The organism is Pseudomonas sp. PAMC 29040 (assembly GCF_003994535.1).
In the GTDB taxonomy this organism is placed as follows: domain Bacteria; phylum Pseudomonadota; class Gammaproteobacteria; order Pseudomonadales; family Pseudomonadaceae; genus Aquipseudomonas; species Aquipseudomonas paraversuta.
Window position 1 is genome coordinate 71,028 of record NZ_RZAA01000009.1, and the last position, 14,581, is coordinate 85,608.

The following is a 14,581-nucleotide window of genomic DNA, read 5'->3' on the forward strand; positions in this document are numbered from 1 at the left end:
AAACGGGGTTATTGCAGTGTCTGTTCTTTGGCTTCGAGAAGCTGGGCCCACAGCGATGGCCCACCCGCAGACTTGGCAATAGCCTCCAGACGAGCCGCGTGCTCGGCCAGGTCGCTTTCACTTGCACGGATAATCCGGCCAGGCTGGCGATCGGCTGACAAGCGGATGATTTCGCTGGCCTGGTTGCCTGAACCTTCGCCGGAACCATTACCGTCAGATGCGTTACCGGCCAGCGACAGGCTGGTCTGGCCACCGGTCATGGTCAGGTAAACGTCCGCCAGAATCTCGGAGTCGAGCAGTGCGCCGTGCAGTTCACGCCCCGAGTTGTCGACGCCATAGCGTTTGCACAAGGCATCCAGGCTGTTGCGCTGACCCGGATGACGCGCTCGCGCCATGGCCAGGGTGTCGAGAATAGTGCAATGGCGGGTGATGTCGGCGCGGTCGGTCTGCCCGATCAGGGCAAATTCGTTATTCAGAAAGCCCACGTCGAACGCGGCGTTATGAATGATCAGTTGCGCGCCTTTGATGAAGTCAAAAAACTCGTCGGCGACTTCTGCGAAACGGGGCTTGCCCACCAGAAATTCGTTAGTAATGCCGTGAACGCCAATTGCGCCCTCGTCACTTTCACGATCGGGTTGCAGATACACGTGAAAATGCCGGCCGGTCAGACGGCGGCCCATCAACTCGACGCAACCGATCTCGATCACCCGGTGGCCATCGGTAACCGGCATACCGGTGGTTTCAGTATCGAGAACAACACTACGCATGCTTGATGCCCCTCATTTCGTCCACCCCGCGATTGGCCAGCTGGTCGGCGCGCTCGTTGCCATAATGGCCGATATGCCCGCGTACCCACTGCCACTTCACGGTGTGACGATTGACTTGCTCATCGAGCAACTTCCACAGGTCGGCATTTTTAACCGGTTCTTTGGCCGCAGTTTTCCAGCCGCGTTTTTTCCAGTTGACCATCCACTCGGTAATGCCTTTCATCACGTACTGCGAGTCGGTCACCAGCAACACTTCACAGGGGCGCTTGAGCTCTTCAAGGCCACGAATGGCCGCCATCAGCTCCATGCGGTTGTTGGTGGTAGCGGGTTCGCCACCCCAGAGTTCTTTTTCGACACCCTGGCAGACCAGTAAAGCACCCCAGCCGCCCGGGCCAGGATTGCCCTTGCAGGCACCATCGGTGAACATCTCAACGCTATCGCTCATTACAAACTATCCAGAAAAGGCTGCCTTGGCCTGCCAATCGAGGATCAGCAGCACCTGAGGCCGGGCAAACCCGACCTGACATTAATTAAGGTTCAGTGTGACGCCGATTGACCTTGGCCATCTGCAAGGGGATCAGCTTGCCCATCGGCTCTCTGCGCATCGGATTGACGGGACGCAAGCCCACCACCATTTTACGCGCGACCAATACATAGAAGCCGCCACCGGCCAATTGCCAGCTACCGGCCTTGCGCTCCCAGCCTGAAAATCGGCTTTGCCACGCTTTCGATGCGAGCGGCGGACGATAGCACCCAAAGCGGCGTTTCTCCAGCGCAAAGCCCAGCAGGTTCAGCCAGTCGGCCACTCGCGAAGGTGAGATGCAACGAGCCTTGCCGAGGGCATCCTTGGCGAATACATGGCGCAATCCCCAGCCGCTCCAGGGGTTGATACCGACAATCAACAAATGGCCGCCGGGACGCACGCTACTGGCCGCTTCACGCAACAGGCCGTGGGGCGACAGACAGAAATCCAGGCCATGCTGCAACACCACGACATCGGCGGCGTGCTCACATAAAGGCCAGGCCTGTTCTTCACAAATGATTTCGACACCGGGCAGGGGCGCCCCCAGGCGTACATTGCGTTGCACTTGCGGCGCCTTGGGCGGGGTGTCGGCGCCAGGGCCGTAATGCACCAGATAACCGCCGAAATAGCGCCCGAGCTCCTCCTCGAGAACCCGCTGCTCATCGTTGAGCAGCACTTGTCCAAGGGGGCTGGACAACCACTCTCGGGCTGAACTGATCAGCTCCAGCCACTCAGGATCTGCCTGAGCCAATGCTTTATCGGTCATTGCTCCTCCAACTCGCCATATGCCTATTACCAAACCCGGGGCTGCTGTACATCGTGGCTCGCCATGAACCGGCAACAACCCCTAAGATGCGCCATTGTTTCGCACTTGGGAATTGCACCATGTTACAGATCGACGCCCTGCCCGCCTTCAGCGACAACTACATCTGGTTGTTACAGGACATGACCCGCAAATGTTGCGCCGTGGTCGATCCGGGTGACGCCGCGCCTGTTCTGGCCTGGCTGGCCCGACACCCGGACTGGGTGCTAAGCGACATTCTGGTGACCCATCACCACTTCGACCATGTGGGGGGTGTTGCCCAGCTTCACGAGCACACTAACGCGAAGGTCTGGGGACCTGCACTCGAGACCATCCCGTCCCGACAAGTGGCACTCAACGACAGCGATCAAATCGAAATCCTGGGCCTGACGTTCAAGGTTCTGCTCGTGCCCGGCCATACCCTGGGACACATTGCCTATTATCACGCTGACCAGGCGGCGCCGATATTGCTGTGTGGCGATACCCTGTTCGCCGCCGGTTGCGGCCGGCTGTTCGAGGGCACCCCCGAACAGATGCACCAGTCCCTGAGCCGGCTGGCCGCACTGCCCGCCAACACGGCGGTGTACTGCACCCACGAATATACTTTGAGCAATCTGCGCTTCGCCCAGGCGGTAGAGCCTGGCAACCCGGATATTGCCGCGCGAATCGCTCAAGTCACCGAATGGCGGGCAACAGGTCACATCAGTCTGCCATCAAGTATTGCCCTCGAATTGCTCACCAATCCGTTTCTGCGGGTCAATGAAACATCCGTTAAAGAAAAAGCTGACGAGTGGAATTCCCGTGACAATGACTCGCCCAGTGCGGTCTTTGCCAGCTTGCGCAGCTGGAAAGATAAGTTCTAAACAGGGTCGCGGTTGGCACAAAAATTCTGAACAGTTGACCGCGTCTCCCCTGCTTTCTAGAATCCCCCGACATTTTTGCCTGAACTATCTTCTAGCCAATGTCGTCATCTATAGGTAACTCCATCAATTCAGACGCATTGACGCGCTTGGTCAAAGCTATCGCGGTGGCTGTCTCTGCCATTCTCGCGGGCTGCCAATCCATGGACCATTCGGCTCAGCCAACCGAACGCGCCAGCCTGAAAATCACCAAACGTATTCCTCAGGAGCCTCTCTGGCTCAGTGAAAAACCTAGCCCCGTTGCCCCGCAAGATGTATGGGAACGGATGCGCCAGGGCTTCAAGTTGCAAGACGGTCAGAACGTTAACCCGCGCATTGAACAGCAGCGTTTGTGGTTTGCCAGCAACCCGTCCTTTCTCGAAAACGCCGGAGAGCGCGGCAGCCTCTATATCCACTACATCGTTGAACGCCTCGAAGAGCGCAACATGCCGCTGGAACTGGCGCTGCTGCCAGCCATCGAAAGCGCCTACAACCCGATGGCGTATTCCCACGCCAATGCAGTCGGGCTCTGGCAGTTCATTCCTTCGACAGGCCGTTACTTCAATTTGCGTCAAACCCGTGCCTACGACGGTCGCCGCGACATTACGGCCTCCACCATCGCAGCGCTGGACTACCTTAACCGCCTTCACGACATGTTCAACGGTGACTGGCTGCTGGCACTGGCCGCTTACAACTCCGGTGAAGGCACCGTAAGCCGGGCCATCGAGCGCAACCAGAAACTGGGGTTGCCTACTGACTACTGGAACCTGCCCCTGCCGCAGGAAACCAAAGACTATGTGCCCAAATTACTGGCACTGTCTCAGGTGGTCATGGCCCCTGAGGCCTATGGCATCAACCTGAACCCCATCGCCAACGAACCCTACTTCGAAATGGTCGAAATCAAACAGTCCATGGACTTGTCACGCGTGGCAGCGCTGGCCGAGATCGACGAAGACGAGATGTTCCAGCTGAACCCGGCCTATAAACAGCGCGCCACCATCGACGGCCCGCAGCACTTGTTGGTACCCACTTCCAAAGCGCAACTGCTGACCGCCAGCCTGTCCAACCTCAACCCTGAAGAGTTGATCAGCCTGCGCCCTAAAAAGCCGGTATTTGACAACGTTGCAAGCGTTTCACCAACCCGGCTTAACCGTAAGTACCGGGTCAAGAGTGGCGACAACCTGACGCTGATTGCCAAGGCCAACAAGGTCAATGCCAAAGACCTGCAGCACTGGAACAAATTGAGCGGCAACAACCTCAAGGTCGGCCAGATTCTGGTCATGCAAGACACACGCAAACCGGCAGGCAAAAAACCGACGCAATACAAGGTTAAAAAAGGCGACTCGCTGTACATCGTTGCCAAGCGTTTCAACGTTGAAATGCAGCACCTCAAGCGCTGGAACCCGAGCAGCGCCAAAGCCCTGAAACCAGGGCAAATGCTGACGGTTTCCAAACCTCGCTAAGCTCCTGACTGGCAATATTGCGGGCAAGCTGTTTCCTACAGATATGTAAGAAGCAGCTTGCCCGCAGTGCTTTCCAGAGTGGCCTTTTTCCCACAGATACAAGCTGTTACTGTACGGAAACCCTAAGCCCAACGCCTGGATCGGATCTCTTGCCTTGATGCGACCCCTCCTCCCGTTATTAATCGGCCTGGCCTTGAGCTTCCCCGCAAGCGCAACCCTGAGTGAAAGCCACGGTTATGCGCAGTTCGGCACCCTCAGGTACCCGGCCACGTTTACCCATTTCGACTGGGTCAACCCTGACGCGCCTAAAGGCGGGACGCTGAAGGTCATGGCGTTTGGAACCTTCGACACGCTCAACCCCTACACCTTCAAGGGCACCAGCCCGGTATCGACCGCAAATTTCCTGCAGTACGGGGTCAACGAGCTCAACGAAACCCTGATGGCCGGGACTGGCCAATACGCCCCCTCCGGCGATGAGCCCACTTCCAGCTACGGGCTGATCGCGCAATCGGTGGAGTACAACGAAGGCCGCAGCTGGGTGGTGTTTAACCTACGCCCGGAAGCCCGCTTTCACGATGGAACGCCCATCACCGCCTACGACGTAGCGTTTTCCTACAACCTGCTGCTCAAAGAAGGCCATCCGCAGTACCGGACCAACCTTCAGGAAGTCCAGCGCGTAGACATCCTGGGGCCCAAGCGCATTCGCTTCGTGTTCAAGCGCGCGGGCAACCCCTTGCTGATTCTGCGACTTGGTGAATTACCCGTCCTGCCACAGCACTACTGGGTAAACCGCAACTTTAAAGCCACCACCTTCGAACCGCCGCTGGGCAGTGGCCCCTATCGCATCACCAAGGTCACACCCGGCCGGCAACTGGTGTTTGAGCACGTCAAAAACTGGTGGGGGGCCAACCTGCCGGTCAATCGCGGAAAATACAATTTCGACCGGGTTGAAGTGGAGTTCTACCGCGACAGCGATGTGGCCTTCGAAGCATTCAAGGCGGGCGAGTTCGACATTTATATCGAACACCAGGCCAAGAACTGGGCCAATGGCTATAACTTCCCGGCCGTCCGTCGCGGCGAGGTGATCAAAGCCGAAATCCCCCACCAGATCCCGACGCAAACCCAGGGCTTGTTCATGAACAGCCGGCGTCCTGCCTTTGCCCAGGCAAAAGTCCGTGAGGCCCTGGGCCTCATGTTCGACTTTGAATGGACCAACCGCACGCTGTTCAACGGTGCCTACAAGCGCGCCGCCAGTTACTACCCCAACAGCGAGTTCTCGGCCAGCGGCATTCCACAAGGACATGAGTGGCTGATGCTCTCACCCTGGCGCAGTCAGCTGCCGCCAGAACTGTTCAGCCAGGCCTTTGGCCTGCCGCAGACCGGAGGCCGGGGCATTCCCCGGGACACCATGCGCCAGGCACTGGGTTTACTGGCCGAGGGTGGCTGGAAACTTTCCGGACAGCGCCTGCTCGATATAGATGGCAAACCGCTGCGCTTCGAAATACTGCTGGTAAACCCCAACCTTGAGCGCATCCTGCAACCCTACGTGGAGAACCTGGCCAGTATCGGGGTCGATGCCCGGCTGCGCACCGTGGACCGCGCTCAATACAAACAGCGCCTGGATCAATTCGACTTCGACATGATCCTGATGACCCTGGATCAGACCCTGAGCCCCGGACTTGAGCAGTGGCAGTACTTCCATTCCAGCCAGGCCAATGTCAAAGGCAGCAAGAACTATGCAGGCGTGGCGAACCCGGTGGTCGATCAATTGCTCGAACGCCTGCTGGCAGCCCAGACCCGCGAAGAACAACTGGCCGCAGGCCGGGCGCTGGATCGCGTCCTGCTCTGGCAGCACTACAGCATTCCTAACTGGTATTTGAATTATCACCGCCTGGCGTACCGCAACCGGTTCGCCTTCGTGACTACGCCGCCCTACGCCCTGGGCCTTAGCGCGTGGTGGCTCAAGCCTACGGAGAAAACCCGATGATGCCTTTGCGTACGTTGCTCAAACCTCTCTGCGCCATGCTGCTGGCGAGTCTTGCCTGCGCGGCACTGGCGGCCCCGCAACATGCTTTGACGCTCTACGATGAGCCACCGAAATATCCGGCCAACTTCAAGCATGTGGATTACGTCAATCCGGATGCCCCCAAGGGCGGCATCTTCCGAAAATCGGCGCTGGGTACTTTTGACAGCCTTAACCCCTTTATCAACAAAGGCGTGCCGGCCGATGACATTGACCTGACCTTTGACACGCTGGCCCGGCAAAGCCTGGACGAACCTTTCACCGCCTATGGCGTGATCGCCGAAAAGATCGAGAAAGCGCCGGACAACAGCTGGGTGCGCTTTTACCTGCGCCCCGAAGCCAAATTCAACGACGGTCATCCGATTCGCGCCGAAGACGTGGTGTTCAGCTTCGATACCCTGATGAAAAATGGCTCGCCGCTGTACAAGGGCTACTACAGCGATGTTGACCAGGCCATCGCGGAAAACCCGCTGCAGGTGAAGTTCACGTTCAAGCACAACAAGAACCGCGAGTTGCCACTGATCCTTGGTCAACTTCCCGTCCTTCCCAAACACTGGTGGGAAAACCGGGACTTCGGCAAGGGTAATCTTGAAATCCCGGTAGGCAGCGGCCCCTACACCATCAGCGAGATCAAGCCGGGGCGCTCAATTCGTTACGAAAGGAACAAAAACTACTGGGGCAAGGATCTGCCGATCAACAAAGGGCTGTACAACTTCGACACGATTACCGTCGATTACTTCCGTGACAACAGCGTTGCCTTTGAAGCACTCAAGGCCGGGCAGTTCGATTACTGGTTCGAGATCAGCGCCAAGAACTGGGCCAGCGCCTACAACGCCCCGGCGTTCACTCAGGGACGCTTGAAAAAAGAAGAAATACGCAACCACAACCCCACAGGCATGCAGGGTTTTATCTTCAACCTGCGCAAGCCCATGTTTCAGGACGTTCGGGTACGCGAGGCGCTGAGCCTGCTGTTCGACTTTGAATGGGCCAACAAACAGTTGTTCAGTGGCGCTTACGCACGGACCAACAGTTTTTTTGAAAACTCGGACATGGCCGCAAAAGCACTGCCCACGGCCGAAGAACTGGCCATTCTGGAGCCCTTGCGCGGCCAGATCCCCGACCAGGTGTTTACCGACGTGTTCAACCCTGGGGTCACCGATGGCAGCGGCATGATTCGCGACCAGCAGCGCCGTGCCTATCAATTGTTGCAGGACGCCGGATGGCGGATTGTCGACGACAAGATGGTCGACGCCCAGGGCAAGCCGGTAAAAATCGAATTTTTGCTGGCGCAAACCGAGTTCGAACGAATTCTGCTGCCTTACAAACGTAACCTCAGCGACCTGGGCATCGATTTGCAAATTCGTCGGGTTGACACCTCCCAGTACCTCAACCGCCTGCGCTCCAGGGATTTCGACATGATCGTCGGCGGGTTCCCGCAGTCCAGCTCCCCTGGCAGCGAGCAGCGCGAGTACTGGGAATCGCAGAGCGCCGATAAACCCGGCAGCCGCAATTTCATAGGTCTCAAAGATCCGGCCATTGACCAGCTGACCGAGGGGCTGATCAACGCTGAATCGCGTCAAAGCCTGATCAATCACGCCCGCGCTCTGGACCGCGTCTTGCAGTGGGGCTTCTACGTGATTCCCAACTGGCACATCAAAACCTGGCGCGTGGCCTATTCAAATCATATCGGCCATCCCGCCGTCACCCCCTTGTACGACATTGGAACCACTACGTGGTGGGCAAAGCCTGACACCAAACCCGCGACTCCAACCGAAACCAAAAGTGCAAACCTGGAGCCTTAAATGCTGGCGTATATATTCAGGCGACTGCTGCTGATCATTCCGACATTGCTCGGTATTTTGCTGATTAACTTCATCATCATCCAGGCCGCACCCGGGGGGCCGGTTGAACAGATGATCGCCAAACTTGAAGGCTTCGATGGCGCAACCAGCCGCATTGCGGGCGGTGGCTCCGAAGTCTCGGTGGCGGGCTCCAACTATCGCGGGGCCCAGGGGCTGGACCCGGCCCTGATCCAGGAAATCGAAAAGATGTACGGCTTCGACAAGCCCGCCCCCGAGCGCTTGTGGATCATGATCAAGAACTACGCCCGACTGGACTTCGGCGAGAGCTTTTTCCGGGATGCCAAGGTCATCGACCTGATCAAGGAAAAGATGCCTGTCTCCATCTCGCTGGGTCTATGGAGCACGCTGATCATGTACCTGGTGTCTATCCCGCTGGGCATTGCCAAGGCCACGCGACACGGCAGCCAGTTCGACGTCTGGACCAGTTCGGCCATCATTGTGGGCTACGCCATTCCGGCCTTTCTGTTTGCCATCCTGCTGATCGTGGTGTTTGCCGGCGGCAGCTATCTGGACTGGTTTCCGTTACGGGGCCTGACCTCCAACAACTTCGACGAGCTGAGTCTGGGGGGCAAGATTCTCGATTATTTCTGGCACCTGGCCTTGCCCGTCACAGCCCTGGTGATCGGCAACTTCGCCACCATGACCCTGCTGACCAAAAACAGCTTTCTGGATGAAATCAACAAACAGTACGTAGTCACCGCCAAGGCAAAAGGCCTGACCAACCACCGGGTGCTCTACGGCCACGTGTTTCGCAATGCCATGTTGCTGGTAATTGCCGGCTTCCCGTCGGCCTTTATCGGGATTTTCTTTACCGGTTCATTGCTGGTCGAAGTGATTTTCTCGCTGGACGGACTGGGACTCATGAGTTTCGAAGCGGCGATCAATCGCGATTACCCGGTGGTCTTCGGCACCCTGTTCATCTTCACCCTGGTCGGACTGCTGGTGAAACTGATCGGAGACCTCTCTTACACCCTGGTTGATCCGCGCATCGACTTCGAAAGCAGGGAGCATTGAGATGAAACTGTCCCCTCTCAATCGGCGACGTTTTGAACGTTTCAAGGCCAACAAGCGTGGTTGGTGGTCGCTGTGGATCTTTGTGCTTCTATTCGGACTCAGCCTGGGTGCTGAGCTGATCGCCAACGATAAACCGCTGGTAATCAATTACGACGGCGAATGGTATTTCCCGGCACTCAAGCGTTACCCGGAGACGGACTTTGGCGGCGAGTTCCCCCTCGAAGCCAACTACAAGAGCCCCTATATCCGTGAACTGCTGGCCAAGAAAGACGCCTGGGTCTTGTGGCCGCCCATCCCGTACAGCTATCAGAGTATTAACTACGACCTGAAAGTCCCGGCACCGGCCCCGCCTTCCGCCGAGAACTGGCTGGGCACCGATGACCAGGGCCGCGATGTATTGGCGCGGGTGATTTATGGTTTCCGGATCTCGGTGCTGTTCGCCCTGACACTGACCATTTTGAGTTCGATCATTGGCGTGATCGCGGGAGCCCTGCAGGGTTTTTATGGTGGCTGGATCGACCTCGCCGGTCAGCGCTTTCTTGAGATCTGGTCAGGTTTGCCGGTGCTGTATCTGCTGATCATTCTCGCCAGTTTCGTCCAGCCGAACTTCTGGTGGCTGCTGGGGATCATGCTGCTGTTCTCATGGATGAGCCTGGTAGATGTGGTACGCGCCGAATTCCTGCGCGGACGCAATCTGGAATATGTGCGCGCCGCACGGGCCCTGGGCATGCAGGACATTGCGATCATGTACCGACATATCCTGCCCAATGCGATGGTTTCGACCATGACTTTCATGCCGTTTATTTTGACCGGCGCCATCGGCACCCTCACCGCGCTGGACTTTCTGGGCTTCGGCCTGCCCCCCGGCGCGCCGTCGCTGGGCGAACTGGTGGCGCAAGGCAAGTCCAACCTGCAAGCGCCATGGCTGGGCATCAGTGCTTTCGCCGTGCTGGCCATCATGCTCAGCCTGCTGGTGTTTATCGGCGAGTCCGCTCGCGATGCTTTCGACCCGAGGAAATGAGATGACGCAGGAAAATCTGATCGAAGTGCGTGATCTCTCCGTCGAGTTTGTCAGCGCTGAACAACCCCATCGTGTAGTGCAAGGCATCAGTTTCGATATCAGGCGCGGCGAAACCCTGGCGCTGGTTGGCGAAAGCGGCTCGGGCAAATCGGTGACCGCGCATTCGATTCTGCGCCTGTTGCCATACCCCCTGGCCCGCCATCCCACGGGCAGCATCGTCTATGCCGGCGAGGATCTGCTGACGCTGGGGGAGAAAAAGCTCAGGCATATTCGTGGCAATCGCATTGCCATGATTTTCCAGGAGCCCATGACCTCTCTGAACCCGTTGCATTGCATTGAAAAACAAATCAATGAAGTGCTAGGCATTCACAAGGGATTAACCGGCAAGGCAGCCACCCTGCGCACCCTGGAGCTGCTGGAGCTGGTTGGCATACCCGAGCCCCACAAACGCCTCAAAGCGCTGCCACACGAGCTCTCAGGCGGCCAGCGCCAGCGCGTGATGATCGCCATGGCCCTGGCGAACGAACCCGAACTCCTGATCGCAGACGAACCCACCACGGCACTGGACGTTACAGTGCAGTTGAAAATTCTGGAATTGCTGAAGCAATTGCAGGCCCGCCTGGGGATGGCGCTGTTACTGATCAGTCACGATTTGAACCTGGTTCGACGAATTGCGCATCGGGTATGTGTCATGCAGCGCGGTTTAATCGTCGAACAGGCATCGTGCGAACAGTTGTTCCGTTCGCCACAGCATCCGTACACCCGGGAACTGCTTAGCGCAGAGCCCAGCGGAGGCCCGGCCGATACGGTTGCGGGGCCGCCATTGCTGGAAATCGAGGACCTGAAAGTCTGGTTCCCGATCAAAAAGGGACTCCTGCGCAAGACGGTGGATTACGTCAAAGCGGTCGACGGCATAAACTTCAGCCTGCCACAGGGACAGACCCTGGGCATTGTGGGAGAAAGCGGATCGGGCAAGTCGACCCTGGGCCTGGCGATTTTGCGTTTGATTGCCAGCAAGGGTTTGATCCGTTTCGAAAACAAACGGCTAGACTGTCTTTCCCGCCAGGAGGTCAGACCGCTGAGGCGGGAAATGCAGGTGGTGTTCCAGGATCCGTTTGGCAGTCTCAGCCCACGCATGAGCGTCAGCGAGATTGTCGGTGAAGGTTTGCGTATTCATCGCATGGGCACCGCTGAAGAACAGGAAGTGGCAATTATTGAAGCCTTGCGCGAAGTAGGTCTGGATCCGGAAACCCGGCACCGCTACCCTCACGAGTTTTCAGGCGGGCAGCGGCAACGAATCGCCATTGCCCGGGCACTGGTTTTAAAACCGGCGTTGATTCTGCTGGACGAGCCAACCTCCGCGTTGGACCGGACCGTACAACGCCAGGTGGTTGAGCTGTTGCGCTCGCTGCAAGCCAAGTACAACCTGACGTATTTGTTTATCAGCCATGACCTGGCTGTCGTCAAAGCGCTTAGCCACCAACTGATGGTGGTCAAGCATGGCCAAGTGGTCGAACAGGGTGATGCGCAAAATATCTTTGCCTCACCGCAACATCCATATACACAGCAGCTGCTGGAAGCCGCCTTTTTGGCGCCAGTGGCTGTCGATTAACCTGATAGAGGAACAACACATGGGTTTTCTCGCCGGTAAGCGCGTCCTGATCGTCGGTGTCGCTAGCAAATTGTCCATCGCTTCTGGCATTGCTGCCGCCATGCACCGTGAAGGCGCTGAACTTGCTTTCACTTATCAGAACGAAAAGCTTAAAGGCCGCGTTGAAGAGTTCGCTGCAGGCTGGGGTTCCAACCCTGAACTGTGCTTCCCTTGCGACGTAGCCAGCGATGAAGAAATCGCCAAGGTCTTCGAAGACCTGAGCAAGAAATGGGACGGCCTGGACTGCATCGTGCACTCCGTTGGCTTCGCACCTGGCGATCAACTGGACGGCGACTTCACGGACGCAACTACCCGTGAAGGCTTCCGTATCGCTCACGACATCAGCGCCTACAGCTTCGTGGCCCTGGCCAAAGCCGGCCGTCCGATGATGAAAGGCCGCAATGGCAGCCTGCTGACCCTGTCCTACCTGGGCGCCGAGCGCACCATGCCTAACTACAACGTGATGGGCATGGCCAAGGCCAGCCTGGAAGCGGGTGTACGTTACCTGGCAGGCAGCCTGGGCCCGGAAGGTACGCGCGTTAACTGCGTATCGGCTGGCCCGATCCGCACCCTGGCAGCATCGGGGATCAAGAACTTCCGTAAAATGCTGGCGGCCAACGAAGCGCAGACCCCTCTGCGTCGTAACGTCACCATCGACGAAGTCGGCAATGCCGGCGCGTTCCTGTGCTCGGATCTGGCATCAGGCATCAGCGGTGAAATCATGTACGTAGACGGCGGCTTCAACACCACCGCAATGGGCAGCCTCGAAGAGTAAATCTTTGCTTGCAGCCTGTACCCGAAACGCCCGGTGCATTGATTGCATCGGGCGTTTTGCGTTGCGGGCTTTTATGAACTCATTGCCCGTGGGCAGCCACACTTGCCCCCCGCGGGTGCGGGAAGCAACATCCATACTTCGCTCCTGAGCGAATTATCGGCCAAAGGGATGGGAGAAAGTCATGGTTCTTCATGAAAAGGACGCTCTGAATGACACCCTTCGAGGCTGCAACCCACCCCGATCCCTATACCTTTTATGCGCAACTGAGACACAGGGCCGACCTGTACTTTGACTCCCGACTGGGATGTTGGGTCGCAAGCGGTGCAAGGGTCATACAGGCCATTGTGCAGCATCCTGATTTGCTGGTACGCCCCCCACATGAGCCCGTTCCACCGGCCATAGCACAAAGGCCTTCAGGCCAGGTGTTCGGCAACTTGATGCGCATGAATGAAGGGCCGCGCCATCAGTGCCCCCGGCACGGGATAGAACCGGCACTGACGTCAGTGTCGGCAGCAGACATCGCAACACTGGTTGCACACCTCTTCCCGATCACAGACAGCTCTGCCGATAGCCTGAACTCACTCATGTTCAAATTGCCGGTTTCAGTGCTATGCCGCTTGCTGGGCTTCGATGACCACCAGCTTGATACCCTGAGCGCTTTGACCGGTGATTTCGTGGCCTGCCTTTCTCCTTTGGCCAGCGAGTTACAACTGCGCAGCGCTGACATTGCAGCAACCCGGCTGAGTCAGATGTTTGAGGTTCTGTTGAACGACGAAGCTGGACACAGCGCTTTTCTCAACGCTATTTGTCCAGCTTACCGATCTGGCACCCAGGCCGATCGTCCCGCGCTTATCGCCAATTTGATCGGTCTGCTATCTCAGACCTGCGAAGCCACTGCCGGCCTGATCGGCAATGCACTGGTGGCCCTGCAGCAACAGCCTGAGCTGCTTGAAGCGGTCAGCCGAACCCCGGCGCTTGTCCCCGAGCTGGTTGCCGAGGCAGCACGTCACGACCCATCGGTACAGAACACCCGGCGCTTTGTCGCGAAACGCTGCGTCATCGGCAATTGCACTCTGCAAGCCGCAGATACGGTTCTGGTGTTGCTGGCATCTGCAAACAGAGATCCGGCCATCAATCATGACCCGGACTGTTTTCTGCTCAACCGGCCCCTGCGTCAAAATTTCAGCTTCGGCCATGGCCGGCATCAATGTCCGGGTCAACAAATAGCACTGGCGATCGCCGCACAAACCATCGCAGTACTACTACAACGCCATGGCACATCCTTTATCCGGACCTGCCACTGGAGCTATGTCCCATCACTCAATGGCCGAATTCCACGATTCCGCCAGCAGCCGGAGATTGCGCAATGATTGCCGTTATTTTCGAGGCGTGGCCACGCACCGACCAATACCAGCGTTACCTGGACCTTGCAGCCGAACTCAGGCCATTGCTCGCTGACCTTGAGGGCTTCATTTCCATCGAGCGCTTCCAGAGCCTCAGTGAACCCGGGAAGCTGCTGTCGCTGTCATTCTGGCGCGACGAAGACTCCATCCAGCGCTGGCGCCAACTGGAACAACACCGCATGGCCCAGGCCGCAGGACGTACTCAAGTCTTCGAGGACTATCGTTTGCGCATCGCCCATGTTTTGCGCGACTACTCCCTCACTGAGCGATCCGAGGCGCCGGCTGACAGCCGTAAAGTTCACTCGTGAGCGCAGGCTTGCTTGAATCCGCCCCATAAAAAAGGCCGCTCAATGAGCGGCCTTTTTCGTCGTGCGGATG

At 57.7% G+C, this 14,581-nt stretch carries 13 protein-coding genes; 10 read left to right on the forward strand and 3 right to left on the reverse strand.

Annotated features, from left to right (window positions below):
- Positions 1–8: 8 nt before the first annotated feature.
- From dnaQ to WG29040_RS16910, 3 genes are all read right to left on the reverse strand, one after another.
- Complete coding sequence (gene dnaQ, locus WG29040_RS16900) at positions 9–767, reverse strand: DNA polymerase III subunit epsilon (protein WP_003441388.1); 759 nt, start codon at positions 765–767, stop codon at positions 9–11.
- The gene (gene rnhA, locus WG29040_RS16905) at positions 760–1,212 is read right to left on the reverse strand and encodes a ribonuclease HI (RefSeq protein ID WP_003441387.1); all 453 of its coding nucleotides are present in this window, start codon (positions 1,210–1,212) and stop codon (positions 760–762) included. The genes dnaQ and rnhA overlap by 8 nt, the downstream gene beginning before the upstream one ends.
- A gap of 85 nt (positions 1,213–1,297) precedes the next feature.
- On the reverse strand, positions 1,298–2,056 hold the full coding sequence (locus WG29040_RS16910; RefSeq protein WP_003441386.1) for a class I SAM-dependent methyltransferase: 759 nt from the start codon (positions 2,054–2,056) through the stop codon (positions 1,298–1,300).
- A gap of 119 nt (positions 2,057–2,175) precedes the next feature.
- On the opposite strand from WG29040_RS16910, the gene gloB reads away from it, so the two are divergent.
- The 10 genes from gloB (at position 2,176) to WG29040_RS16960 (ending at position 14,511) form a co-directional block, all read left to right on the forward strand.
- Positions 2,176–2,955 carry a hydroxyacylglutathione hydrolase gene (gene gloB, locus WG29040_RS16915; protein ID WP_003441385.1) on the forward strand — a complete coding sequence of 260 codons (780 nt, stop codon included), beginning with the start codon at positions 2,176–2,178 and terminating at the stop codon, positions 2,953–2,955.
- Between the two features lie 98 nt (positions 2,956–3,053).
- Positions 3,054–4,454 carry a transglycosylase SLT domain-containing protein gene (locus tag WG29040_RS16920; RefSeq protein WP_029612344.1) on the forward strand — a complete coding sequence of 467 codons (1,401 nt, stop codon included), beginning with the start codon at positions 3,054–3,056 and terminating at the stop codon, positions 4,452–4,454.
- Positions 4,455–4,611: 157 nt separating this feature from the next.
- On the forward strand, positions 4,612–6,441 hold the full coding sequence (locus WG29040_RS16925; RefSeq protein ID WP_127196569.1) for an extracellular solute-binding protein: 1,830 nt from the start codon (positions 4,612–4,614) through the stop codon (positions 6,439–6,441).
- The gene (locus tag WG29040_RS16930; protein WP_003441382.1) at positions 6,438–8,279 is read left to right on the forward strand and encodes an extracellular solute-binding protein; all 1,842 of its coding nucleotides are present in this window, start codon (positions 6,438–6,440) and stop codon (positions 8,277–8,279) included. Before WG29040_RS16925 ends, WG29040_RS16930 begins: the two co-directional genes overlap by 4 nt.
- Positions 8,280–9,353, forward strand: a complete 1,074-nt coding sequence (locus WG29040_RS16935) for a microcin C ABC transporter permease YejB (RefSeq protein WP_003441381.1) — start codon at positions 8,280–8,282, stop codon at positions 9,351–9,353.
- Position 9,354: 1 nt separating this feature from the next.
- Positions 9,355–10,374, forward strand: coding sequence for an ABC transporter permease (locus WG29040_RS16940; RefSeq protein WP_003441380.1), 1,020 nt, complete (start codon positions 9,355–9,357; stop codon positions 10,372–10,374).
- 1 nt (position 10,375) lies between these two features.
- Complete coding sequence (locus WG29040_RS16945) at positions 10,376–11,986, forward strand: ABC transporter ATP-binding protein (RefSeq protein ID WP_010655835.1); 1,611 nt, start codon at positions 10,376–10,378, stop codon at positions 11,984–11,986.
- Positions 11,987–12,005: 19 nt separating this feature from the next.
- Complete coding sequence (gene fabI / locus WG29040_RS16950) at positions 12,006–12,800, forward strand: enoyl-ACP reductase FabI (protein ID WP_003441378.1); 795 nt, start codon at positions 12,006–12,008, stop codon at positions 12,798–12,800.
- 209 nt (positions 12,801–13,009) lie between these two features.
- Positions 13,010–14,170, forward strand: a complete 1,161-nt coding sequence (locus WG29040_RS16955; protein WP_165878372.1) for a cytochrome P450 — start codon at positions 13,010–13,012, stop codon at positions 14,168–14,170.
- Positions 14,167–14,511 (forward strand): antibiotic biosynthesis monooxygenase, encoded by a 345-nt coding sequence (locus tag WG29040_RS16960; protein WP_003441374.1) that lies wholly within the window; start codon positions 14,167–14,169, stop codon positions 14,509–14,511. Before WG29040_RS16955 ends, WG29040_RS16960 begins: the two co-directional genes overlap by 4 nt.
- Positions 14,512–14,581: the final 70 nt, after the last annotated feature.